Consider the following 25,808-nt stretch of genomic DNA (forward strand, 5'->3'; position numbering starts at 1 on the left):
CAGTAAATTGTTAATATGCGATTAATTTGTGGTACGTTTTGAATTTATGGTACAATCACTTCTTTATTTTTTCTGGATGCCAAAGGATGTTTGGATAACGGAATATGTTTTTCAAGACCTATGATTTGAACTTCCCCATTGTTATTTTCATAATCATGTTTAAAATGCTCCAGATTTTCCATTACAGAGTGATCTACTAATTTGGTGTTCTTTAAATCAATAGTAACATTAAAACCATACGGAATTTCTTCTAGTTTACGCTTTATGCCTAAATAATTAGTAAAAATAGCTGCTTTGTTGATTTCAACTAAGTAGTTGTTTCCTTGAAAAGAGACTGCCGTGGGAGCTTTAAAGAACGAAGAAACAGGAGTACCATTAAAAATATGGATGATTATTTTTAGAACCATTCCCGCAGCAATACCTATCAAAAGATCTTCAACGAGAGTAAAGAAAATAGTAACTAAAAATATGGCAAGTTGTTCTTTTCCGATTTTAAATGTATGTACAAATTCTTTAGGATGTGCCAGTTTAATCCCAACAGTGATTAGCATAGCAGCAAGAGCAGCATTAGGAATCATCTCTAAGATAGGAGCTGCCAATACTAAGAACAATAAAATAAAAAAGCCATGAAAAAAGTTAGCCCAACGGGTTTTTGCGCCATTGCTAACATTAGAAGAACTTCTTGCAACCTCAGATATCATAGGGATACCACCAAAAATAGCAACAAAAGCATTACCAAGTCCTACAGCAATTAGATCTTTGTTCATGTCTGATTTTCTTTTAAAAGGATCCAGCATATCAATCGCTTTTACCGTTAATAAAGACTCCAAAGTTCCTACCAAAGCAAACATAATTACATACTTTATAAAAGTACCTGTTTGTGAAAGTCCCGAAAAACTAACATTTATATTTAGGTTTTCTATAAAGCCCCCTATTTTTACCAAAGCATATTCGGGTTCTGTTTCTTTAAAATGCATAAATAACTCGGCAGGGATAGCGAATAATAACACCACCAAAGGAGCAGGGATCATTTTAATGTTTTTGGACTTAATATATGGCCACCTAATCATGATTAGTAAACTAATAACACCAATCATTGCCGCCTTAGGGTCAAGGTTCATTACAAATTTTGGGATATTTAATAACAGTTTTATAGGTCCCATTCCTTTAGCTAATAAAGGATCATCATTTAGTAAAACAGGAATTTGTTTTACGATAATAATAATCCCGATAGCAGCTAACATACCATGAATAGCAGATAGAGGAAAGAAATCGGCTAATTTACCTAATTTGAATATTCCAAAAAGAACTTGTACAATACCTGCAACAACCATAGCACCAAGTGCAAGTTTCCAGCCTAAAATACTATCTCCATGTCCAAATTCGGCAACTGCACCTGCAACAATAACGATCAACCCGGCAGCAGGTCCTTTTATAGTTAATCTGGATCCCATAATAAAGCTAACCAAGATTCCACCTACAATAGCGGTTAAAAGCCCCATTACCGGAGGAAAATCAGAAGCCTTGGCGATCCCTAAACTTAGTGGTAATGCTAATAAAAAGACAATAAACCCAGAAATAGCATCTGTTTTAAAATTTTCTCTAAACCCCTTCCATCCATCGGCAGGGATTTTAATGTTTTGTTTTGTATTCATTTTGTTAAATCTATTTTTTTAATCCACATTGTGGAGTTTAATTCTCCGAGGTTTGCCTCGAAAACAAAATATATTTTCAGAAAGCATACCTAGTGAGCTTGCTGAGATTATTGATTATTAAGTTAGGCAGATCGTCTTGCAACCGTAATTTCGGGATCATTAACAGGACCCATAAAAATTCGGGCATACATCCTCATTAAACTAATGCCAGTAAGTATAAAGTTGAAAGAGATTAAGGATGCGAGTAAAAGCTGTTCTTTTTCGATATGCATAAATAGCAGGTCTTCTCCCAAAAACGTCGTAGTAACAGGAAATCCCATTAATCCTAAAGAGCATAACAGATACCAAAAAGCAGTGTTTTTTCTTTTAAAAGCTAATCCGTAAAAATCATTTAAATCAAACTTTTCCTTTTTAGAAAGTTGGTAGAGTATGCAAAAACCAAATACCCCAGAAAGCAGTATGCCAGATAAATAAAAAGTAGTGTCCCAAACATTAAAAGTATTATTAAAAGATATCGCAAGTAAAACCCAAACATGGTTAAAAATCAACATTGCCCAGGCTAATAATGGGTTTTTACGTTCTGAAAACGTACGAATAACCATAAGCAAGGCCAATCCAGCAATGGCAATAGGTAAAAGGTGATGTAGTGTACCTGTAAAACTAATTAAGTTCGTTACAAAAAAGAAAGGAATAGGTAATATTGCTAAGCTTACATGAACTGCTGTTTTTGGTTGAAAATAGGTTAATGGTTTACCTAAACGTTTTACAGGACTCCAAAAAACTTTGTAAAGAAACGGATCTAATTTCCATTCATTCAACCCTATTAGATATAAAGTAACTTCATATTTTTCGCGCCATTTGCTTTTTTGTTTTTCCTTATAAGGGACAAAATTGTAAAACTGCTCTCTAATGTAGTATGTTACCATAGATGGGCTAATCAATAATTGATAGCTTCTTAAAAAAGCATTACTTACTAAATGGATCAATGCAATGGCTTCTAAACCAAGGGCAACTTCAATAAAAATGATTCCGATTTGGGCAATAGATGAATATGCTATCTGTGCCTTGGCAGAATATTGTACTTGAGAAGAAATTGTAGCCACGATAGCAGTTATCACTCCTAGTAGAACAACAATAATTTTTATAATAAAGATTTGATGCCAAAAAGAAGCCGTACGCAGTAATAAAAACACCCCAATATGAGCTGCAATCGAACCATAAAAAATAGCACTAGAGGGTGTTGGTCCTTCCATAGCCCTGGGTAACCAAGATGAAAATGGAAATTGAGCAGATTTTACACTCGCTGCTAAAAGTATGGCGAGGGATATAACTATCCCGGTCCAAGGGTGTAAAGTTAAATGTTCTGCTACTAGTTGTGAGTTGTTTAACTGCTCAAAAGTGATGTTTTCATGCCATAAATGATGACTCAACCACATAGTTATTAAAATACCCACATCTGCAATTCGATAAATCGAAAAAACTTTTAGACCATTGCGAACAGGTAAATAGCGATGGCGGTAATACGCAATTAATAAAAAGGACGATACTCCTAGAATTTCCCAACCAATAAACAGGGTTTCAAAATTTCCTGCTAAAACTATAATTTGTATAGAAATAAAGAACAGTAAAAAGGTGGTGAAAAAACGCTTGTATCCTGGTTCCTTATGTAGATATACTCTACTATAAAGTGCAATTAGATACGATAAGACCCCCGAAAACAGAAGGTAAACAGCAGATACTTTATCAAAATAAAAATCAATAAAAAAGTTATAGTCTCCATAGTCGTATAAAGATATCTCTTTAATGTTTAGAGAATCCACATCTTTCCATAACCAAACTAAAACAAAGGTAGTGGTAAACAATACATACGATCCCATTGCAATAAGAATGGAGGTGCTTATCCATTTTTCTTTTCTTTCAGGAAAGAGAAGACTAATTATTAATCCTAAAGATGGAATTAATAAAAATATAGGTAACAAATTTTCCATTATTTAGAGTGTGTTAAGTTGATAAACCGGTAAATTAGAAGAGTGATTCTCAAAAATGCTCTCTAAATCGGTAACAGATTCGATAGAATGAACCGTTGTTTCCATTTTTTTTAGTTCTCCTTTAAACAAGTAATAAACTGTCTTTGTTTTTGGGTGTATTATAGCCAGTTTAACCCACTCTTTATAATACCATTCAGATAGTTTTGGGTCTTTTTTAATAATTTGTAAAACAATTTCTGGATAGTGTTCTACGATCATCATTAATCGCAAAGGGGCGTGTACATCTATCATTTGAGATGGTAACCCTGGGCGCAAATCTCCCTTTATTCCGTTGGCAACCCCAAAAAGACCTATGACATTATGAGGTAATTTAGACCCTGCCCCTAATTTTTCATTATCTACTCTAGAGAAATAATATTCTAGATTAATACCTCCGCAAACGGGAGTTGCAGCTTGCAAAATTCCTTTAAGCTGAACCCCGTATACATCCTGCTCATAATCATAGGAGTTTAAAAAAGCACGTTGATCTAAAAAAACATTTTTGGTAAGAGATCTGCGCCCTACAATACATAAAGTGTTATTAGAATGATTTAATTCTGGTCTGGGTTCAAAAAGAGCAGTAGAGCGATTTTTTACATCTTTATGTACTTTAACCGCATCACGTTTAATGTTGATGAGCAAAAACTGTCTAGCACGCTCTTTAGCATTATAGGATAAAGCTTTTTCAAATTTCGAAATGTATAATGCATGTGCTTCTTTATGCTTTGGTGAAAGAGACTCAACATCATAAAATTTTATTTCATCGCGAGTAGTATCATGTAGCCCACCTATAAAATAGCTGGTTTCTGGTATCTGAATGTTTTTATTCTTTAAAGCCGCTCTCACATCTTTTCGGTTTGCCATTTCTGCAACAGCACGACTATTAACAGAACCAGCTCTTCCAGAACAAGCACCACAATTATATCCTGCATAATAAGGATTATTGGTGCTACTGCCACCGTGACCAATCAAATAAATTAGGGATGCAAAATTGGTGGTCAATCCTGTACTTTTTAATAAACCATATACTATTTCTGTCATTTCTTCAATAGAATACCCTACTTTATAACCGTTTTCTTCGTTATTATTTTTGTTTTCTATGATAAGGGTAGAAGCATGCTCCATATGCTCAAAAGCAGAGGAATGCGCTGGAGAAACCTGAGGTTTAAATAGATTGAAAAATAGTTTTATTGCCGACCAAAACCCAATAGTTTGGGATAATAACCATCCGGTAAAGAGTCTGTGCGATCCTTTGTGAAAGTGAATGTCTTTACCGTTTTTTGTAGTCCTTCCTTCTTCTTTAATTAAGTGTTTTGGACTAAGAGAACCAGGGCAAACTTGGGTGTAAAACTTACCAGATTCGGGTTGATACATTGCTGCCATACCAAAATGCCCTGGTGTACCAAATGTTTCACAACCTGGAGCAGACTGTTCTAAATGTCGTCGTATAGACTCCTCTCTATCATCAATACAAAAAAATGCTTGAAAACTAGGAGTAGTCGACTTTGTTTCTGTTTTGGAGACGACCAACCCTTGTAGAACTTGACTGTGATAGCTCCATTCCAGAGCTTCTTGCCATATCGTGATTACTTTCCAGTAGGGATCAACCTTTATATCCTTAAATAAGGATGCTGGATTATCTAATTTGATTTCGCCACTTAAAGGTAATTTGTTAAGCCCTATACTTTGATCCAAAGCTTCGATCTCCAAAAGTAATTCAAGAAAAATAAAATCATGAAGAGTTACTTTTCGTTGATCTAGTAACGTATGGAGTTGTACTTCAATAGTAGTTACCATTCCAGACCAGCCAGGATGTGCAAATTGTTGATCAAACAAATACTGCTCATAAAAAGCCACATCTCCCACAATATATGCCAATAGGCTTGTGATAGTGGTTTTAGGATCGTTTAGAAAAGTAATAACTTTATTGGATCGAAAGACAGAAACCATACTGTTTTGTTGTAAAGCACGAACAGCATCTAACAATGTTTTATCAGGGTATGGAAATCGTTTTTCTGAAACTCCCTGATCCAGATATGCTCCTATTAATTTGAATAATTTGGGATGTACCAACATATTCAAATCAATCTTAAAATGATTTTTCCAGAGGGGTCGTAATTTTCCTATTTCAGGATGTGTAGTATTAGATAGGCTTTGATCGAAAACTAAAGATCGCCAGTAAACAAAGGTGTTTTCGTCTTTATATTTATGTATTGTATTTTTTAAAATCTCAGTATTAATAATACCGTCCTTATAAAGCTTACGATATTCATTTAATGAAAGGGCTGTTTTGTATCCAAAAGTAGCATTTGCTTTTTGTAAAGCTTCAAAAAATGAGAGTTCTTGAAAGGCGTGTAAGGTATTATGATGCACAAAATCTTTTAGCGGAGCTTGTGCTGGCAAATAATGCTTTAGACGATGAAGAACGAGCTGTTCATCAAAGTCAATGCTTTGTTGCTTCATTGATGTTTTTTTAAGTAAAATAAAAAGTAAAGGTTGCCGAGGTAAACTTTGGCAAATAAGTAAAACTAGAATATGTTTTTAAGAAAGATGATCTTTTCGAGAACAATATAGATCATAGAGAGGGACTCTCTGTGCTTTAGGAATGAATCTATAAATCCTCTTTTTAGTAACTAGGCTATTATAGGGTAGCCATGAATATAAAGAGGTAAGGTTAAAACAAGCAGGAAAATGTATTTCCTCTTCTGTTTCTGTTTCTATCTCCGTTTTTGAAAAAAACAGTTGTTTTTCTATAGAAAGAAGCTCATGTACAGTAGCGAAGTTTCCTGTGCTTTCAATTTTTCCAAAATGTGCTTGAGAATTTAATATAGCATGTTCCTGATCATTTTGCAATGAAAGGGAGTTTCCTGTAATAAAAGGAAAAAGGATAAATAAAACTAAAAAATGCTTAGAAAAGCAGTGTTTTAATCTTTTCACTTGGTTAAAAATTGAATTACAAAATTATTCATTTTTGATATAGGATCGTTAAATTTAGGATATATTTTTAAAAATAATCTCTATTTTGAATTTTTCAGAAGATTCTTTTACATTAATTTCTGCATCTCGTATAGACTTGTACCTTTGTATATGCTAAATGTGCATTTTACGTTTATTTTGCATTCACAAATTTATCTTGATAAAGTATGAGTATCGAAAGTAAAAGAAGAGAGGCCTTAGTATATCATGCCAAGCCTACCCCGGGTAAAATTAAAGTTGTTCCTACTAAGAAATATGCAACCCAAAGAGATTTGTCTCTAGCATATTCTCCAGGTGTAGCAGAACCTTGTTTAGAAATTGAGAAGAAAAAATCAGATGTCTATAAATATACAGCAAAAGGAAACTTGGTGGCCGTAATATCTAATGGAACAGCTGTTTTGGGATTAGGAGATATTGGTCCAGAAGCTTCAAAACCAGTAATGGAAGGTAAAGGGTTACTTTTTAAGATTTTTGCAGACATAGATGTTTTTGATATAGAAGTAGACACAAAAGATGTAGATGCCTTTATAGAAACAGTTAAAAATATAGCCCCAACCTTTGGAGGGATTAATTTAGAAGATATAAAAGCTCCGGAAGCTTTTGAGATCGAAAGAAGATTGAAAGAAGAACTGGATATACCAGTAATGCATGATGATCAACATGGTACAGCTATAATTTCTGCTGCAGCTTTATTAAATGCATTGGAGATTGCAGGCAAAAAAATTGAAGAAGTTCGTATAGTGATTAGTGGGGCAGGAGCTGCCGCAGTTTCATGTACTAGATTGTACAAAGCTTTTGGTGCAAATCCTGAAAATATTGTAATGACGGATAGTAAAGGAGTTATACGAAAAGATCGAGACAATCTTACCTCTGAAAAGGCAGAATTTGCAACAGATAGGGATTTAAACACCTTAGAAGAAGCAATGAAAAATGCAGATGTGTTTGTTGGGTTGTCTATGGCTAATTTGGTAACTCCAGATATGTTACTATCGATGGCAGATAATCCTATCGTATTTGCGATGGCAAATCCAGATCCCGAAATTGAATATGATTTAGCAGTAAAAACTCGTAAAGATATTATAATGGCCACGGGTAGAAGTGATCATCCTAATCAAGTAAATAATGTACTAGGGTTTCCTTTTATTTTTAGAGGAGCATTAGATGTAAGGGCAACTGCTATTAATGAAGAGATGAAGATGGCGGCTGTAAAAGCACTAGCCGAATTAGCTAAAGAGCCTGTTCCAGAACAAGTAAATATAGCATATGGTGAAACACGACTAAATTTTGGTAAGGAGTATATCATTCCAAAACCGTTTGATCCCAGATTGATAGCAAAAGTGCCTCCTGCTGTTGCAAAAGCGGCCATAGAGAGTGGCGTAGCAACAGCTCCAATTACAGATTGGGAAAAGTATGAAGATGAATTGTTGGAGCGAATGGGTAATGATAATAAGTTGGTACGATTGTTATTAGACAGAGCTAAAACAAACCCAAAACGAGTAGTTTTTGCAGAAGCAGATCATTTAGATGTGTTAAAAGCTGCGCAAACAGTAAAAGAAGAAGGTATAGCTTTTCCGATTTTATTAGGACGTAAAGATATTATATTAGAATTAATGCAAGAGATTGATTTTGATTCTGAAGGGATTGATATTATTGATCCTAAGGCAGATGAAGAATGTAGTCGTAAAAATAAGTATGCAAAAAAATATTGGGAAACCCATAAGCGTAAAGGAGTGACTCTTTATGATGCAGAAAAGTTGATGAGAGAACGAAACTATTTTGCAGCTATGATGGTTAATGAAGGGGATGCTGATGCTCTGCTTTCTGGATATTCCAGAAGTTATCCTACCGTAGTCAAGCCAATGCTAGAACTTATTGGGTTGGCCAAAGGAGCTACTCGTATTGCTGCTATGAATATAATGATGACAGACAAAGGGCCGTTATTTTTAAGTGACACTTCTATTAATATAGACCCCTCGGCAAAAGATTTAGCAAAAATTGTACAAATGACTGCCAGAACGGTAGAAATGTTTGGTGTTAAACCTATTATTGCAATGGTTTCGTATTCTAATTTTGGATCTTCAAAACATCCTACAGCTTTAAAAGTACAAGAAGCAGTATCTTATTTGCATAGATATTATCCTGATTTAATGGTAGATGGGGGATTGCAAATGAATTTTGCTTTGAATAGAAAAATGCGAAAAGATAAATTTCCGTTTTCGAAACTTAATGGGCAAAAAGTAAATACATTAGTATTTCCTAATTTAGATTCGGCGAACAGTAACTATAAATTATTAAGCGAAATTAATAATGCAGAATCGATAGGGCCAATTATGATGGGTATGCGAAAACCAGTTCATATTCTTCAATTAGGAGCAAGTGTAGAAGAAATGATAAATATGGCAGCAGTAGCAGTCATTGATGCACAAGAAAAAGAAAAAAAACAGTTTCAAATGTCTTTGATGTCTAAAGAGATTTAATAAAATAAGAGTTTGGTAATCTTCATCAAAGTTATCATAAGTTTAGCTCGCTTTAAACACAGTGTGTTTAAAGCGAGCTTTTTTTATACTTTGTATATAGTATAATTTTATTACATTTGATTGCTTAAAATCAACTTAATAAATGATCACACATATCAAAGGAAGGCTTGTTGAAAAAAACCCAACTGATGTTGTAATAGATTGTGATGGAGTAGGGTATTTATTACATATTTCATTACATACTTTTTCCTTGATTCCCGAAGGAGAAATGTTACAGCTTTATACACACCTTCAGGTAAAAGAGGATTCTCATACCTTGTTTGGTTTTGCAGAAAAATCTGAAAGAGAAATTTTTAGGCTTTTAGTTTCTGTTTCAGGAATAGGAGCCAGTACTGCCAGAACCATGTTGTCATCATTACATCCCGATCAAGTTAAAGAAGCAATAGCATCTAATGACGTTGCTACAATTCAATCTATTAAAGGAATTGGTATTAAAACGGCACAACGTGTTATTATAGATTTAAAAGATAAAATTCTTAAAGTTTATAATATCGACGAAGTTTCAGTGTCTCAAAGCAATACTAATAAAAATGAAGCGTTATCTGCATTAGAAACTTTAGGATTTAATCGAAAACTTGCAGAAAAAGCCATTGATAAAGTTCTAAAAGAAAACCCCAAAGAAACAGTTGAAAATATTATTAAACAGGCACTAAAAAACTTATAATTACATTGGGTTCATCAAATCATTTAGGCTTTAATTTTTTTAGAATATTAATATGTTTGACAATACTTTATAGCGGAGTATTGTTTGGACAAGATAATGAAACTGTTAGAGATTCTACAAGTACTACATTTTCTTTAGGAGAACTTTCTTTGTCCGATCCTAATAGTATTATAACTAAATACGAATATGACCCAATTACCAATAGGTATATTTATAGAGAAATGCTTGGGGATTTTAATGTAAGGTATCCATTATTTTTAACTCCTTCAGAATTTGAAAGATTAGTAGCAGAGGAACAAAGAAGATCTTATTTCAAGGAAAAAATAGAAGCTTTTAGTGGTAAGAAAGATGGTAGTGAAGAAAAACGTAAAAATTTACTTCCTATTTTTTATGTCAATTCTAATTTTTTCGAATCTGTTTTTGGAGGAAGTGAGATAGAAATTATCCCTCAGGGATCTGTAGAGATGGATTTAGGGTTGTTATATACGAAACAAGATAATCCTGCTTTTTCACCTCGTAACCGAAGTAATTTTACTTTTGATTTTGATCAGAGGATTAGTTTAAGCTTATTAGGTAAAATAGGAACAAGGTTACAAATAACGGCTAATTATGATACAGAATCTACGTTCGATTTTCAAAATCAATTAAAGTTAGAATACACCCCTACTGAAGATGATATTATCCAAAGCATCGAAGTAGGAAATGTAAGCATGCCTTTAAATAGTTCATTGATTCAAGGAGCGCAAAGTCTTTTTGGAGTTAAAATGGGGCTGCAATTTGGTAAAACAACAATTACAGGGGTGTTTTCTGAGCAAAGATCTGAAACAAGATCTGTTAACGTAGAAGGAGGAGGAACGGTTGAAGATTTTGAGCTTTTTGCTTTAGATTATGACGAAAATCGACATTTTTTCTTATCTCATTATTTTAGAGATACTTATGATCAATCTCTGGCAAGTTACCCTTTCATTAATAATAATGTTCAGGTTACCAGAGTTGAAGTATGGGTTACGAACAGAGCAACTAGTGCACAAACACTTACTAATGCCCGGAACATTGTAGCACTTCAAGATATAGGAGAATCTCCAGAAGATGGTAATTTTAATATACCTCCCTCTTTATTTAATACAGGAGCAGGAGCTTTTCCAGATAATAAAAACAATGATTTGAATCCAGTAGCTATTGGTTCAGGAGGAGCTATGTCTCAAGCAGTTAGGCAAGTGTCTACAGTGCAGCAAGGATTTATTGGAGCGATTTCTAATTTTAATGAAGGATTTGATTATGCTATTTTAGAAAATGCAAGAAAATTGAACCCTAGTGAGTATACTTTAAATACACAATTAGGGTATATTTCATTAAACCAACGTTTAAATAATGATGAGGTATTAGCTGTTGCGTATCAATATACAGTAGGTGGAAGAGTTTTTCAGGTAGGAGAATTTGCAAATGATGGAGTGGATGCTACCGTAGGTAATAACAACACAAATACCAATAATACAGATGCAGGCTCAAGTCAAAGTTTGATAGTGAAAATGCTTAAGAGTCCTATAGTAAATGTAACACGACCAATATGGGATTTGATGATGAAAAACATCTATAGTACTGGTGCATTTAGGCTCGAACAAAATGATTTTAGATTAAATATCTTGTACTCAAACCCTTCTCCTGTAAATTACATTACAGCAGCTGCAGGTTCTTCAGTGCCATTGCCAGAGGATGTTGATCAAACTACACTACTTAAGGTTTTTAATTTAGATCGCCTTAACCCGAATGGGGATCCAGTTCAAGGAGGAGATGGTTTTTTTGATTACGTTTCTGGAGTTACCATCGATTCACAAAACGGAAGAATTATATTTACCACAGTAGAGCCGTTTGGAGAATATCTTTTCAAAAAATTAAATAATGGGCCTGTTGGTGCAAGTTATACCAATCCAACTTCTTATAATCCAAATCAGGAAAAATATGTATTTCGGGATTTGTATACGCAAACTAAAGTTCTTGCTGAACAAAGATCCGCAAATAAAAACTATTTTCAATTAAAAGGAAGATACAAGTCGTCTGGGCAAGATGGGATTCCATTAGGTGCTTTTAATGTGCCTCAAGGATCAGTAACAGTTACAGCAGGTGGAAGAACATTGCAGGAAGGAGTGGATTACACCGTGAATTACCAATTAGGGAGGGTAAATATTTTGGATGAAGCACTATTGTCTTCTAATACTCCTATTCAGGTTTCTACAGAGAATAATGCTGTTTTTGGGCAACAAACAAAGCGTTTTACAGGATTAAATATAGAACATAAGTTTAGTGATGACTTTATTATTGGCGGTACCTATTTAAATTTAAATGAACGACCTATTACTCAAAAATCAAACTATGATTTTGAACCTATAAATAACACCATATTAGGGTTTAATGCAGCATATTCAACAGAGGTTCCATTTTTGACAAGAATGGTTAATAAATTGCCAAATATAGACACCGATGTTCCTTCTAATATATCTGTGAGAGCAGAAGCAGCATATCTTATTGCAGGAGCACCAAAAGGAGCAAATTTTGATGGAAAAGTAACTACTTATATAGATGACTTTGAGGGAGCACAAACCAGAATCGATATAAGTTCTCCGTTATCTTGGGAGTTATCTAGTGTACCAGTAGGATTTGGTAACCCTAATGATTTTGATAGTGAAGATATTGTTAAGGGTATAAAATCAGGGTATAGAAGAGCAAAAATGTCTTGGTACTCTATCGACCCGATCTTTTATAGTAATGGTAGGCCAAGCGGAGTATCCGAACAGGATCTTGCCTCTAATGCTACAAGAAGGGTTTTTATAGATGAAATTTTTCCAGACACAGATATTGTACAAGGACAATCATTGGCTTTGTTTACATTAGATTTAAATTATGATCCCAATGTTAGAGGAGCTTACAATTTTAATCCGGCTTACGCACCTAATAGTAATCCATCATCAAGACCTGATCCTAAAAAAAACTTTGCAGGAATCACAAGGCAGTTAACTTCTACAAATTTTGAACAATCCAATGTAGAATTTATAGAGTTTTGGTTAATGGATCCTTTTGCGTATGATGATGTGGATAATCCAGGAGGTAAGATAGTATTTAACCTTGGTAATATAAGTGAAGATGTTCTTAATGATGGTAGAAAGCAATACGAAAATGGATTGCCTACTACGACCCAAAATAGTAGTATAGTTGATACAGACTATGCAAGAGTACCTGTAAATCAGTCTTTAATATATGCGTTTGACTCTCAAGGACAAGATCGATTAGATCAGGACACAGGGTTTGACGGTTTAGGGGATCAAGATGAAAAACAAAAATTTCCTGATTTTGGATCTTTAGACGATCCATCGGCAGATAATTATACGTATTTTCTTCAAGGAAGTGGAACTATTCAGGAAAGATATAGTAACTATAATGGTACAGAAGGTAATTCTCCAACTAGTTTGTCTAATGATGATCGTGGTAATAGTACTTTTCCTACAGCAGAGGATGTAAATAGGGATAATACTATGAATACTATTAATAGTTATTTTGAGTATGAAATTCCTGTTTTTAAAGGAATGGGAGTGGGGAATGATAATAATACAGGGTATATATCAGATATTAGGGATATCCCAGTAATCGTATCCGGACAAGAAATAAGAACTCGCTGGGTGCGATTTAAAGTGCCTATTTATGAGCCAACTAAATCTATAAACATTAGTGATTTTAGATCCATTCGATTTATGAGGATGTACCTTACAGATTTTTCACAACCAGTTTTATTACGTTTTGGTAATATGGATTTAGTTCGTGGTGATTATAGAAGATATACACAAGTAGGTAATACTGGTAATGACCCTACAAGTGGTCTTAATGTTTTTGGAGATAGTGAAGCAATTGTAACTTCTGTAAGTGAAGAAGAAACCCCTAATTATACTACGCCGCCAGGAGTTGTGCGAGAGCAATTAAATAATAATAACAATATTATAAGAGAGGATGAAAGATCTCTTGCACTTACTGTAAATGATTTAGAGACAGATGATGCTAGGGGAGTGTACAAGAATTTTAATGTAGATATGCGGCAATATAAAAATTTGGAAATGTTTTTGCATGCACAATCAGTTCCTAATCAACCGCCTATATCTGATGGGGAATTAACAGCTTTTATAAGAATGGGTAATGATTTTACGAATAATTTCTATCAAATTGAATTGCCATTAAAAGTTTCTGGGATTAGCGATAGTAGTCAGGATGGCGTATGGCCCGTTGAAAACAGATTGAATTTAGATCTAAGTTTATTGCAAAAAATTAAATCTTCAGTTTTAGGAGGAGGGTCAAATATTGATCTTACCAAACTTGTATATTTTGATGCTAATGGAGAGAATCCTAATACAAATCCGATTGCTAATTTAACTTTAGGAGAGTTGAGATTGGGGATAAAAGGAAACCCTAACTTTGGTGATATACGAGTAATGATGATTGGAGTTAAAAACCAAAGCGGTAGTGATCAGTCAGGAACCGTATGGTATAATGAAATGCGTCTTAGCGATTTGAAAAATAGAGGAGGATGGGCAACTGTAGGTAGTCTGGATGCTAATATAGCAGATTTTGCAAGTGTTAGCGCATCAGGAAAAATTAGTACTATTGGGTTTGGAAGTATAGAACAAGGTCCTAATGAACGAAGTAGAGAAGATCACAAGCAGTATGATTTAACAAGTAATGTTAATTTGGGTCAATTATTGCCTAAAAAATGGGGGGTTCAAGTGCCATTTAATTATAGCAGAGGAGAGGAGTTGATTACCCCGCAATTTGATAAATTTTATGAAGATATAGAGCTTAAGGATATTCTGGATAATACACCTTCACAGCAAAAAAAGGATTCTATCTTAAATATTAATAATGATTATACAAAAAGACAAAGTTTTAATATTATAGGTTTACGTAAAGAAAGAACAGGAGATAGTAAGCCGATGCCTTATGATGTGGAAAATTTCACCTTCTCAGGGACGTATAATCAAACGGATCATCGCGATTTTGAAATAAAAAGATCATTGGATCAAGCAGCTCGATTAGGAGGAACTTATGACTTTAGTTTTCAGCCAAAAGAAATAGAGCCTTTAAAGAAAATTAAATTTTTAGGAAAAAGTAAATATTTTGATTTGTTAAAAGACTTTAATTTTAATCTTCTACCTACTAGTGTTTCAGTAAGCTCTAATATTAACAGACAATATAATGAGCAAGTTTTTAGAGATATTACTTTAGGGCCAAATGATATTGAATTGCCTACCTTGTATCAGCGTAATTTTCTTTATGATTGGCAATATGGTATCAATCATAACTTAACAAAATCGTTAAATTTCAGTTTTACATCTGCAAATAATCGAATTGTTAAGAACTTTATAGACGAAAAAAACAATGTAGATAATACTATAGATATTTGGAGTGGCTTTTTTGATATAGGAGACCCTAATACGCATACTCAACAGCTACAGGTTAATTATGAAATCCCTTTTAATAAAATACCAGTACTTAAGTTTATTCGTACTACTTATTCTTATAATGCAGATTTTCAATGGGTAAAAGGTAGTGAAGCGTTAAAGACTTTAGAAGGAATTCCTGATTTAGGAAATACGGTTCAAAACGCTAATGTACATACTGTTAACGGGTCGTTAGATATGAATTCGTTATATAAGTACGTTGGGTTGACCAAAAAGAAGCCTGGTAGAAATAAAAAAAGAAATAAAGATTCAAAAGAAGGAAAAGATACAGTATCATTAACACCTCCAGATAATGAATCAAAAAAGAAAACAAAAAGAGGTAGAAGTAAATTAAGTTTAGGAGAAAAAACATATAATACGCTTATAGGTTTGGTTACAGCTGTTAAGAAAGTAAATGTAAATTATCAACAAGATAACGGTATATTTTTGCCTGGATATACCAGAGAACCTGGTTTCGTAGGGACTTTAAAGCCAACTGTAGGCTTTACTTTTGGGAGCCAGTCTGAAATTAGAGATATTGCAGCCCGTAACGGATGGCTTACGTTGTATCAGGATTTTAATCAACAATATCAAGAAGTAGAAGGGCGACAATTTAATGTGCAAACTTCTGTGGATTTATTAAAAGATCTTAAAATTGATATTAGCGCTAGTAGGAATTATTCTGAAACATATACGGAAAATTACCGGATAGATAATGATTTAGAGTATGAGTCATTGACCCCAAATACTTTTGGTAATTTTACAATTTCAACTTTGCTGATAAAAACAGCATTTCAAAAAAGTGATGAGTTTTCTTCAGAAGCATTTGATAAATTTAGAGAAAACAGATTAATCATAGCCAGACGCTTGGCAATAGATAGTGGTAACGATCCTAATGATACCGATGCAGATGGTTTTCCTAAAGGATTTGGAAGAACAAATCAAGCAGTGTTGTTGCCAGCATTTTTATCTGCCTATTCTGGTTCTAGTGCAGATAAAGTTCAAAAAGGGGCCTTTAGAGATGTTCCATTACCTAATTGGGATGTGAAATATACAGGATTGATGAATTTGAAATGGTTTAAAAAACGTTTTAAACGATTTTCTGTAGCCCATGGATACCGAGCTAATTATACAATTAATCAATTTCAATCTAATTTAGAGTTTCAAAACGGAAGTGTTTTAGATGAAGCAGGTAATTTTAGAAATCCGTTATTGTACTCTAACGTTAATTTAACAGAACAATTTAGTCCATTGGCTAGGCTAGATATGGAAATGAAAAGTTCTATTAAAATTATATTAGAATGGAAAAAAGATAGAGCACTGTCACTAAGTTTTGATAATAATCTTCTTACCGAAATACAAGGTAATGAGTATATAATAGGTTTAGGGTATAGACTTAAAGACCTTACTTTTGCTACCAGAATAGGAGGTAGAAAGCAGATCGTTAAAAGTGACCTTAATTTGCGTGCAGATTTATCACTGCGTCAAAATGAAACTTTAATTAGGTATTTAGACATAGAAAATACTCAAGTCACTGCAGGACAAGATATTTATGGAATAAAGTTTACAGCAGATTATTCGTTAAGCAAAAACTTGACAGCATTGTTTTTTTATGACCATACTTTTTCTGAATATTCTATTTCTACAGCATTTCCACAGACTACAATTAGAGGAGGATTTACATTAAGATATAATTTCGGAAACTAAAATTTTCATAAGTGCTTTTTATATATAGATGCTAATAATCGTTTTTTTGATAATTTTTCTTCGGGTTTTCATAAAATTTCATAAAATAGATTTATTTTCGTCATCATATTATAAATAAAAACTCATAAATATTTTAGAGAATGAATATTCCTGTAGATTTAAAATATACAAAAGATCACGAGTGGATCAAAATTGATGGAGATATTGCTACTATTGGTATAACAGATTTTGCGCAAAGTGAGCTAGGTGATATCGTGTATGTAGAAGTAGAAACCATTGGTGAAGAATTAGATCAAGAAGAGGTTTTTGGTACTGTAGAGGCTGTAAAAACAGTGTCAGACTTATTTTTGCCATTAACTGGAGAGATTCTGGAGTTTAACGAAGCTTTAGAGGCTGATCCAGAATTAGTGAACAGCGATCCTTATGGAAAAGGTTGGATGGTAAAAGTGAAAATATCTGATAGCTCTCAGATAAATGATTTATTATCTGCAGATGGATATAAAGAAGTTATTGGAGGGTAAGAATCTTTTTACTTTAGCTATTTCGTTTACAGTCCTGTTAGCATGGGTTTCACTTGCGAAGTTTTCAAGTTCAGTAGTTAAAGTAAAGGGAGGAGATAAGATTGGGCATTTTTTTGCCTATTTTATTTTAACTATACTATGGTCGTTGTTTTTTTTCTTTTCTAAAAATCAGAATAAGAACTTAAAACAAAGTCTGGGTATTGCCACAGTGCTATGTGTTTTTTTTGGTATTATGATGGAATTATTTCAAGGAATATTAACAACATACCGTAATTCTGATTGGTATGATATCATAGCAAATACCAGTGGTACAATTTTTGCGATATTTATTTTTATACTAATTAAAGATAAATTGATAAATTTTAAACAAAACAATCAGATAACCAGTTAGATATCGGTTTTTGTTTGTTTAGGAATATATAAGATAAAAGTTAAAAAACATATTTTTTGTTTTACATTTTCATCTTTAGTTGGAAATTACAAAAGAATTTAGCTATTTTAGCAATCCTATAACTATTATAAATATGGAACCAAAGAAAAATCCGAAAGCAGATTTAACTAGAAGAAGTACCTTATTCCTTCAATTAGGGCTTATTTTAGTTCTTTTTATAACATGGCAAGGAATAGAGTGGAAAACTTATGATAGAAGTAATATTGACATTGGTCAGGTTAATCTAGATGAGTTAGAAGAGGAAGATGTGCCAATTACTCAAAACTTAAATACACCACCACCACCACCACCGCCACCGCCAGCACCTGAGATTATTGATGTAGTGGAGGATGAAGAAGAGGTAGAAGAAACTATTATCGAATCTACGGAAACAAGTCAAGAAGAAGAAATTGTTGAAATAGAAGAGGTAGAAGATGTAGATGAAGATGAAGAAATTTCAGATGTGCCATTTGCAGTTATTGAAAATGTACCGGTTTTTCCAGGTTGTGAAAAAGCAGGGAATAATGCTGCTAAAAAAGCATGTATGAGTGAAAAGGTTAAGAAGTTTATTAACCGTAAATTTAATACAGAATTAGGTGGTGAATTAGGATTATCAGGAGTTAATAGAATCTATGTAAGGTTTAAAATTGATAGAAGTGGTAACATTGTTGGTGTTCAGGCAAGAGGACCACATCCTAGATTAGAAAAAGAAGCGCAAAGAGTTGTTGGGTTGTTGCCTAAAATGACTCCAGGAAAACAAAGAGGAAAAGCAGTAGGAGTGCTGTATTCCTTGCCAATAGTTTTTCAGGTGCAAGATTAAATATAATATAAAATATTTAAAAACTCTCATTAGCTGTAATGGGAGTTTTTTTGTTTAGAAAACTTCCCAAAGTAGAAAAAAAGATAAAAACTTAAGAATCCCGCACATAGAAATATAGCGGGATTCTGTTTTGGTATGCTTGTTGATTTAGATTAATTGTAACGTTAAAACTAAATATTATGAGTAACAAGCACGATGCTAATGTACGAAAAAGTACATTGGTGAACTTTCAGATCGGACTTATAGCAAGTCTATTATTTACCTATGTAATGTTTGAAGTGTATACAGCAAAACCAGTTCTTTACTCCGATGACAATGGTTATGTTGTTGAAGAGCCTCCTTTAGAATGGAAGGGAGATTATAAAATTTACGAAGAGCCTAAACCAAAGCAATTAGCTGTAAAGCTTTTCAAGCCCATTGTGGATCCTCAAGAGTTTAAGATCGTAGATACTGATGTGGTAGAGGGTTTGAAAAATGAATTTAAAAATACAGAATCCGTAAAGTCTGCTCCATTCGATCCAAACGCTATAGATAATATCAAAAAAGAAGACCCTCCAGTTCTTTTTGATTTTAAAGCTGTTGAAGATGTTCCTATTTTTCCTGGATGCGAAAAATTATCTACAAACAAAGAAAAAGCTTCTTGTTTTTCTGAAAAAATAAGAAGAATTGTTTCTAAAAAATTTAATACAGGATTGGGGGAAGAATATGGTTTAAAAGGAATACAACGAATTTATACGCAATTTGATGTAGATGAAGATGGTCTGATTAAAAATATCCAAATTAGAGCTGCGCATCCAAGATTAAAAAAAGAAGCAGAAAGAGTGATTAATTTGTTTCCACAAATGACGCCAGGCAAGCAAAGAGGAAAGCCAGTAACAGTAAAATATCAGTTGCCGATAGTTTTTAAAATACAGAACTGAGAGGAATAACAAGGAAGGAGGGTTTAGTGCTTCTTTTGTATATAAAAATCTAATTATAAGTTTTTTTATTATTTTTCATTTCACTTTTTATCCATATTTATAAGGAGTTTGGTTGGTTTTAAAAATCTTTTTAGGTTGATGAATCTGTTTTTTTGTTCTTTGTTAAGATTTAAGGAATAAGAGAGAATACTTGGAATTAGAAGTCTTTTGCTTTTCTATGTTTTGTGTTATTGCAGATTTTCTTAGTTGTAATAAAAACATAGAAATAACAAGAGCTTATTGGTTTGATTATCAAAATGTTCTGTATTAAGTTGTTGTTTTGGTCTTGTTTCTTTCTTTTTTGATAATTTGAAGCTAGTTTGTTAAAAGTTGGATAATAAGTAGTTATAAGTTGTCTAAAAGGCTTTTAAGATATATCTTTGCACCACTTTTAGAAAAATGCTATTTTGAAATGAGTCATAAAAATAATATTTGGTATATTACAGATATATTTATTGACAAATTCCATCAGGGTTTTAAGGGAAAATGGAAATAAACTGATGAAAAGGTGCAAGATTTGAGCGTGACCCCAATTAATACTGCAAAAATTTCTGTTATTCAGGATTTTAAGGAGATTACAAAAATGCGTCTTGCATTAAGTGTAGTTTTTTCTTCTATTGCAGGATATTTACTAGGTGTAGATACAATTTCATGGAGTACTTTGTTGCTTCTTGCAGTAGGAGGGTATTTTATGGTTGGTGCATCTAATGCTTTTAATCAGGTTATAGAAAAAGATTTAGATAAATTGATGGATCGCACAAAAAACAGGCCAGTTCCTTCGGGAAGAATGTCTGTAAATACTGCGTTTTTAATAGCTACACTTTTTACCATTGCAGGAATATCAGTTTTATATAGTATCAATCCTAAAACGGCAATGTTTGGAGCGATTTCTATTTTTATTTATGTAAGCTTGTATACCCCTTTAAAAACAAAGACACCATTATCTGTTTTTGTAGGAGCTATCCCAGGAGCTATTCCTTTTATGTTGGGATGGGTAGCAGCAACAAATGAGTTTGGTATAGAACCAGGAACTTTATTTATGATTCAGTTTTTTTGGCAATTTCCACATTTCTGGGCAATTGGATGGTTTTTATATGAAGATTATGAAAAAGGTGGGTTTTTTATGTTGCCTACAGGTAAAAGAGATAAGGGTACAGCAGTACAAGTAATTGTTTATACGGTATGGACAATTGTGACGTCTTTGATTCCTGTATTTGGAGTAACAGGAAAACTGTATTTAACTCCTGTTTCTGGAGTAGCTATTTTCTTTTTAGGATTGATTTTATTAAGATTTGCAATTCGTTTATATAAAATACGAGATGCTAAGACAGCAAAACAATTAATGTTGATGAGTGTTTTGTATATTACATTATTGCAGATTATTTATGTAGCAGATAAATTTATTAGAGTATGGATTTAACACAAGGAACAAGGCAAGAAAAAGTAGATAGATCCAAGAAAACCATGATGTGGTTTGCTATGATTAGTATGGCTATGGTATTTGCAGGGCTTACTAGTGCTTATGTGGTTAGTAAGGCCAGAAAAGATTGGGCAACAGATCTTGTTTTTCCAAACGCATTTGTGTTTAGTATTTTTGTAATAGGAGCTAGTAGTATTACATTTTATTTTGTAAAAAAAGCAATAGAAAATGATAATAGAAATTTAGCGTCATTGTTATTACTCTCTACTTTAGTTTTAGGAGGTCTATTTGTATTTCTTCAATTTGAAGGTTTTAATGATATTATTAATCAAGGATATCACTTTACAGGGCCAACATCTAATATAGTTTCTACATTTATGTTTATAATTGTAGTAACACATTTGGCACATATAGCAGGAGGTCTTATTGTGCTTTTAGTTGTAATTTATAATCATTTTAAACAAAAATATAAAATAGGAAAAACTTTAGGTTTAGAGCTAGGTGCTATGTACTGGCATTTTGTTGATTTTCTGTGGGTTTATCTCTTTTTATTTTTATATTTTGTGAAATAATATGTAATTATTGATGTAGTAACACAAAAGCGATTATTTTAAAGAAAAGCATCTGGGATAATTTAAAAATAAATTTGAGTAGATGAAATGATAAAATTGATTATTTTTGTGGAAAATTTAACAACACCAAATTCTTTATATGGAAACAGCTGTTACTAAAACAGGGACTGAAGATAAAATCTGGGGGGGTGGTAACAAGCCACTCAAGGTAAGTTACGGTAAAATGATGATGTGGTTTTTTATCCTTTCGGATGCGCTAACATTCTCTGGTTTTCTTGCCGCATATGGTTTTTCAAGATTTAAATTTATTGATTCATGGCCAATAGCCGATGAGGTATTTAATCACTTTCCGTTTTTACATGGAGTAGATGCTCCTATGTACTATGTAGCTTTGATGACTTTTATATTGATTTTTTCTTCTGTGACAATGGTGTTGGCTGTTGATGCAGGACATCAAATGAAACAGAAAAAAGTAATTTTTTATATGTTTCTTACTATTATTGGAGGAGCAATATTCGTAGGTTCACAAGCTTGGGAATGGAAAAACTTTATAAAAGGAGAATACGGTGCGGTAGAAACTAAAGGTGGACAGATTTTACAATTTGTAGATGCCGAAGGTCATAGAGTAGGGTTAAAAGATGTTGCAATTGTTGATATTCATAAAGATAGAGAGCAACATCAGCGTAAAAATGGACTCTGGTATTCTGAAGAAGGAACGCGTCCAACATTTACGGTTTCTGAAATAGCAAATGGTTTTACAAAAAACACAGATTTGTTAATCAGAACCCAGGAATTAGTTCCAGATCTAGAAAAATTAAAAGCATCAGAAAAAGCTAGAGATGTAGCCTATGCGACTAAACTGGAAAAAGAATTAGTAAACCCAGAAGCTAAAGGACAAAAAGCTATTTATAAAAGAGAATATTCTTTAAAAAGAATGGGATCTGTTATAGGAACTGTAGAAGGAGCAAATCTTACGCATAACGAGTATGGGACACCATTATTTGCAAATTTCTTTTTCTTTATTACAGGGTTTCATGGATTTCACGTATTATCTGGAGTAATTATTAACATCATCATCTTTATTAATGTAATTCTTGGTACTTACGAGAGAAGAAAAAATTATGAGATGGTAGAAAAGGTTGGTTTATACTGGCACTTTGTAGATTTGGTATGGGTATTTGTATTTACGTTCTTTTACCTGGTTTAATAAAAATATAGTATTATAATAGTATGGCACACGATATAGCGCATCACGAATCGAATACAGCAAAAATATGGAAAGTATTTATTCTATTATCTGTTGTTACAATAGTAGAAGTAATATTAGGGATTATAAAACCAGCATTTTTAATAGATACTACTATTATTAGTATGAAATTACTAAACTGGATTTTTATTATTCTAACTATTTATAAAGCATATTATATTACTTGGTCATTTATGCATATGGAAGGAGAGACCAAAGGACTGAGGAGATCTGTAGTTTGGACAGCAGTTTTTCTAATCTGTTATTTGATCTTTATTCTTCTTACAGAAGGAGATTATGTTTTTGAAGTGTTTAAAGGAGGGTATAAAAGTTGGGACTTCTAAGTTCTTGTGTTTATAAGTTAAAAGCATTGTAAAAAGACGGTTATTTAAACCGTCTTTTTTATTTTTGCACCACTGTTTAAAACTCCATTATCTCTATTTTTTTAAGTAGAGTTAGGATTTTATAAAAGTATATAAAATTAATCTCGATTTTGTTCGATGTATTATTTGAATTTCTAATTGTTCTAGTGAAAATAAAGTGACTTACCAATGAAAAAATTTCTTGTTTTAGGAGTCTTGTTTGTGTTGCCTTTGGTAGCTTATCTGTTTTTTGCTTCTGGAGTGCATAATTTTGCCAAACTTCCTGTGCTAACTAAGTCTATTGGAGATCTTGAAAATTTTGAACCATTAGCACAAGAAATAGTTAGTTTTGATAATAAAATTACAGTATTAGGTTTTTTAGGAAAAGATATTTATCATAAGCAAGGAAATGCATTCAATCTTAACCAAAAGATTTATAAAAAAAATCAAGGCTTTAAGGATTTTCAATTTGTAATGATATTACCATATGGTAGTGAAAATGCAGCAAAAGAACTTTTAGATGAGTTAGATAATATTACAGATGTTTCCGAATGGAAATTTCTTTTTGGTACTCCAGAAACAATAAAGACATTGTTTAATAGTCTTAAAACCCCATATCAATTAGATGATAATCTGGCCACGAAATATGTTTATATTATAGACAAAAACAAAGGATTAAGAGGTAGAGATGGTACTTTAAAAGATGACGAGGTAAAAGTTTATGGTTATGATGCTAGCTCGGTTGCAGATCTTACCAATGTAATGGATGACGATATAAAAGTGATTTTAGCAGAATATCGTTTGGCATTAAAAAAATATAAGGCAGATCGTAAAGAAAATTAAAGATGAAAAAATATTCATACGTAGGTATATCATTTGTGATTTTAATTTTTGGAATAATTTTTATTCCAAGAATTGTAAATAGAATAAAAGGTAGTTCTATTGTTAAAAATGATAGAATGAGTGCTAATAACCCTGTAGCTAACGAAAAGCTTAGTTATATAAAATTGAATGGAGCTTTAAAAAAAGTTCCCGAATTTTCATTCTTAGATCAGGACAGTATACAAATTACCAATCATGATTATAAAGGCAAAGTTTATGTTGCAGAGTTCTTTTTTACAAGCTGTCCAACTATTTGTCCTAAAATGAGTAAGAATTTAGTGTATTTGCAAAATAAGTTGAAAGAATATAAAGACTTTGGAGTAGCTTCTTTTACGATTAACCCTAAAATAGATACACCAACAAAGCTTAAGAAATATGCAGAACGTTATAATGTAACAAACCCTGATTGGCATTTTTTAACAGGAGATAGAGAAGATATATATAAACTAGCAAATACGGGATTTAATATTTACGCAGCAGAAAACCCAGAAGTAGCTGGGGGATTTGAACATAATGGATACTTTGCTTTGATTGATCAAGAAGGGTATGTGAGATCTAGATATGATGCCTCTGGGAACCCCATCATTTATTATAGAGGAACAATTGGAGTAGAGGAGAAAGAGGATGAAAATGGAGAAGAAGAGCAAATCACAATTTTATTAGAAGACATAAAGAAATTATTAGGTAAAAATGAGTAGAACTCAATTGGATGTCGAAAAAAAATATAAAAAATGGATAATAATCTTATCTGTATGTATACCACTTGCGGTAGCAGCATTATTTGGAGTTAATTTGAGGAAATTAGGGTTTGATGTAAAGCCACTTACCTTTTTACCACCAATTTATGCTACTATAAATGGATTAACAGCAGTGTTTTTGTTAGCAGCCTTATGGGCAATAAAGAATAAAAAGGTTGAGTTACATGAAAAATTAATGAAAACCGCTATAGGATGCTCAGTATTGTTTTTGCTAATGTATATAGCCTACCATATGACAAGTGATTCTACTAAATTTGGAGGAGTAGGAACAATACAATATGTCTACTATTTTATTTTAATTACTCACATTATTCTCTCTATAGTAGTTATTCCTTTTGTTTTAATTACTTATGTTAAGGCTTTAGCAAAAAGATTTGATAAACATAAAAAAATAGCCAGAATAACATTCCCTATTTGGTTATATGTTGCTATAACTGGAGTAATTGTTTATCTTATGATATCTCCGTATTATGTGTAACATAAAAAATGTATAATCTTATATAAGTGAATTTGTTTATGAAAATTAAATTCTTTTTTATTATAATTTTATTGCTGTTTTTTTCTGCTTCTGCAGATGCTCAATGCGCGATGTGTAGAGCTGTATTAGAAAGTGAAGAAGGACAGAAAACAGCAAAAGGTATCAATAATGGTATTGTGTATTTAATGATTATTCCATATGTTTTAGTAGGTGCTGTTGGGTATTTTGTTTATCGTAATAAGAAAAAATCAAAAATTTCTAAAGAACAATAACTTGGTAGTTAATCATTTTTTAACATTTTCCTAACAATAAAGGAT

Annotated in this window: 19 protein-coding genes; 15 read left to right on the top strand and 4 right to left on the bottom strand. The window is 32.6% G+C overall.

The genetic code is table 11. The annotated features are described in order from the left end of the window. Positions 1-44: 44 nt before the first annotated feature. The 4 genes from H527_RS0103725 to H527_RS0103740 all read right to left on the bottom strand — a co-directional run bounded on the left by H527_RS0103725 (position 45) and on the right by H527_RS0103740 (position 6,619). On the bottom strand, positions 45-1,655 hold the full coding sequence (locus H527_RS0103725; RefSeq protein ID WP_027411459.1) for a SulP family inorganic anion transporter: 1,611 nt from the start codon (positions 1,653-1,655) through the stop codon (positions 45-47). A gap of 122 nt (positions 1,656-1,777) precedes the next feature. Further along, positions 1,778-3,643, bottom strand: a complete 1,866-nt coding sequence (locus H527_RS0103730) for a proton-conducting transporter transmembrane domain-containing protein (RefSeq protein ID WP_027411460.1) — start codon at positions 3,641-3,643, stop codon at positions 1,778-1,780. Between the two features lie 3 nt (positions 3,644-3,646). After that, the gene (locus tag H527_RS0103735; RefSeq protein WP_027411461.1) at positions 3,647-6,145 is read right to left on the bottom strand and encodes a YbcC family protein; all 2,499 of its coding nucleotides are present in this window, start codon (positions 6,143-6,145) and stop codon (positions 3,647-3,649) included. Between the two features lie 78 nt (positions 6,146-6,223). Further along, positions 6,224-6,619 carry a hypothetical protein gene (locus tag H527_RS0103740; RefSeq protein WP_027411462.1) on the bottom strand — a complete coding sequence of 132 codons (396 nt, stop codon included), beginning with the start codon at positions 6,617-6,619 and terminating at the stop codon, positions 6,224-6,226. Positions 6,620-6,825: 206 nt separating this feature from the next. On the opposite strand from H527_RS0103740, the gene H527_RS0103745 reads away from it, so the two are divergent. From H527_RS0103745 to H527_RS0103815, 15 genes are all read left to right on the top strand, one after another. Beyond that, a complete protein-coding gene (locus H527_RS0103745) occupies positions 6,826-9,135 on the top strand; it encodes an NADP-dependent malic enzyme (RefSeq protein WP_027411463.1) in 2,310 nt (769 codons plus the stop codon). A gap of 142 nt (positions 9,136-9,277) precedes the next feature. After that, positions 9,278-9,859 (top strand): Holliday junction branch migration protein RuvA, encoded by a 582-nt coding sequence (ruvA, locus tag H527_RS0103750; protein WP_027411464.1) that lies wholly within the window; start codon positions 9,278-9,280, stop codon positions 9,857-9,859. 56 nt (positions 9,860-9,915) lie between these two features. Next, positions 9,916-17,043, top strand: coding sequence for a T9SS outer membrane translocon Sov/SprA (gene sov, locus H527_RS0103755; protein WP_229809250.1), 7,128 nt, complete (start codon positions 9,916-9,918; stop codon positions 17,041-17,043). Between the two features lie 140 nt (positions 17,044-17,183). Further along, complete coding sequence (gene gcvH, locus H527_RS0103760) at positions 17,184-17,564, top strand: glycine cleavage system protein GcvH (RefSeq protein WP_027411466.1); 381 nt, start codon at positions 17,184-17,186, stop codon at positions 17,562-17,564. Continuing rightward, positions 17,536-17,955, top strand: a complete 420-nt coding sequence (locus H527_RS0103765) for a VanZ family protein (protein WP_035087333.1) — start codon at positions 17,536-17,538, stop codon at positions 17,953-17,955. Before gcvH ends, H527_RS0103765 begins: the two co-directional genes overlap by 29 nt. A gap of 133 nt (positions 17,956-18,088) precedes the next feature. Then, positions 18,089-18,814, top strand: coding sequence for an energy transducer TonB (locus tag H527_RS0103770; RefSeq protein ID WP_027411468.1), 726 nt, complete (start codon positions 18,089-18,091; stop codon positions 18,812-18,814). A gap of 179 nt (positions 18,815-18,993) precedes the next feature. Beyond that, positions 18,994-19,734: an energy transducer TonB gene (locus H527_RS0103775; protein WP_027411469.1), complete on the top strand. Its 741-nt coding sequence runs from the start codon at positions 18,994-18,996 to the stop codon at positions 19,732-19,734. A 556-nt stretch (positions 19,735-20,290) separates the two neighbouring features. After that, the gene (cyoE, locus tag H527_RS0103780; RefSeq protein ID WP_027411470.1) at positions 20,291-21,193 is read left to right on the top strand and encodes a heme o synthase; all 903 of its coding nucleotides are present in this window, start codon (positions 20,291-20,293) and stop codon (positions 21,191-21,193) included. Continuing rightward, the gene (locus H527_RS0103785; protein WP_027411471.1) at positions 21,184-21,765 is read left to right on the top strand and encodes a cytochrome c oxidase subunit 3; all 582 of its coding nucleotides are present in this window, start codon (positions 21,184-21,186) and stop codon (positions 21,763-21,765) included. The genes cyoE and H527_RS0103785 overlap by 10 nt, the downstream gene beginning before the upstream one ends. Positions 21,766-21,904: 139 nt before the next feature. After that, positions 21,905-22,972 carry a cytochrome c oxidase subunit 3 gene (locus tag H527_RS0103790; RefSeq protein WP_027411472.1) on the top strand — a complete coding sequence of 356 codons (1,068 nt, stop codon included), beginning with the start codon at positions 21,905-21,907 and terminating at the stop codon, positions 22,970-22,972. Between the two features lie 23 nt (positions 22,973-22,995). Then, the gene (locus H527_RS0103795; protein WP_027411473.1) at positions 22,996-23,355 is read left to right on the top strand and encodes a cytochrome C oxidase subunit IV family protein; all 360 of its coding nucleotides are present in this window, start codon (positions 22,996-22,998) and stop codon (positions 23,353-23,355) included. Positions 23,356-23,562: 207 nt separating this feature from the next. Further along, the gene (locus H527_RS0103800; RefSeq protein WP_027411474.1) at positions 23,563-24,216 is read left to right on the top strand and encodes a hypothetical protein; all 654 of its coding nucleotides are present in this window, start codon (positions 23,563-23,565) and stop codon (positions 24,214-24,216) included. A 2-nt stretch (positions 24,217-24,218) separates the two neighbouring features. After that, positions 24,219-24,953 carry an SCO family protein gene (locus H527_RS0103805; RefSeq protein ID WP_027411475.1) on the top strand — a complete coding sequence of 245 codons (735 nt, stop codon included), beginning with the start codon at positions 24,219-24,221 and terminating at the stop codon, positions 24,951-24,953. Further along, entirely contained in the window at positions 24,946-25,491 is a 546-nt protein-coding gene (locus H527_RS0103810; protein ID WP_027411476.1) for a DUF420 domain-containing protein, read from the top strand. Before H527_RS0103805 ends, H527_RS0103810 begins: the two co-directional genes overlap by 8 nt. Positions 25,492-25,529: 38 nt before the next feature. Continuing rightward, positions 25,530-25,763, top strand: coding sequence for a hypothetical protein (locus tag H527_RS0103815; protein ID WP_027411477.1), 234 nt, complete (start codon positions 25,530-25,532; stop codon positions 25,761-25,763). Positions 25,764-25,808: the final 45 nt, after the last annotated feature.

This window comes from Aquimarina muelleri DSM 19832, from assembly GCF_000430665.1.
GTDB classification, from domain to species: Bacteria; Bacteroidota; Bacteroidia; order Flavobacteriales; family Flavobacteriaceae; genus Aquimarina; species Aquimarina muelleri.

Bases quoted from the DNA above. Each gene is read 5' to 3' on its own strand.
- H527_RS0103725 (WP_027411459.1), bottom strand. From the start codon at position 1,655: ATGAATACAAAACAAAACATTAAAATCCCTGCCGATGGATGGAAGGGG.
- H527_RS0103730 (WP_027411460.1), bottom strand. From the start codon at position 3,643: ATGGAAAATTTGTTACCTATATTTTTATTAATTCCATCTTTAGGATTA.
- H527_RS0103735 (WP_027411461.1), bottom strand. From the start codon at position 6,145: ATGAAGCAACAAAGCATTGACTTTGATGAACAGCTCGTTCTTCATCGT.
- H527_RS0103745 (WP_027411463.1), top strand. From the start codon at position 6,826: ATGAGTATCGAAAGTAAAAGAAGAGAGGCCTTAGTATATCATGCCAAG.
- ruvA (WP_027411464.1), top strand. From the start codon at position 9,278: ATGATCACACATATCAAAGGAAGGCTTGTTGAAAAAAACCCAACTGAT.
- gcvH (WP_027411466.1), top strand. From the start codon at position 17,184: ATGAATATTCCTGTAGATTTAAAATATACAAAAGATCACGAGTGGATC.
- H527_RS0103765 (WP_035087333.1), top strand. From the start codon at position 17,536: ATGGATATAAAGAAGTTATTGGAGGGTAAGAATCTTTTTACTTTAGCT.
- H527_RS0103770 (WP_027411468.1), top strand. From the start codon at position 18,089: ATGGAACCAAAGAAAAATCCGAAAGCAGATTTAACTAGAAGAAGTACC.
- H527_RS0103775 (WP_027411469.1), top strand. From the start codon at position 18,994: ATGAGTAACAAGCACGATGCTAATGTACGAAAAAGTACATTGGTGAAC.
- H527_RS0103785 (WP_027411471.1), top strand. From the start codon at position 21,184: ATGGATTTAACACAAGGAACAAGGCAAGAAAAAGTAGATAGATCCAAG.
- H527_RS0103790 (WP_027411472.1), top strand. From the start codon at position 21,905: ATGGAAACAGCTGTTACTAAAACAGGGACTGAAGATAAAATCTGGGGG.
- H527_RS0103795 (WP_027411473.1), top strand. From the start codon at position 22,996: ATGGCACACGATATAGCGCATCACGAATCGAATACAGCAAAAATATGG.
- H527_RS0103800 (WP_027411474.1), top strand. From the start codon at position 23,563: ATGAAAAAATTTCTTGTTTTAGGAGTCTTGTTTGTGTTGCCTTTGGTA.
- H527_RS0103805 (WP_027411475.1), top strand. From the start codon at position 24,219: ATGAAAAAATATTCATACGTAGGTATATCATTTGTGATTTTAATTTTT.
- H527_RS0103810 (WP_027411476.1), top strand. From the start codon at position 24,946: ATGAGTAGAACTCAATTGGATGTCGAAAAAAAATATAAAAAATGGATA.
- H527_RS0103815 (WP_027411477.1), top strand. From the start codon at position 25,530: ATGAAAATTAAATTCTTTTTTATTATAATTTTATTGCTGTTTTTTTCT.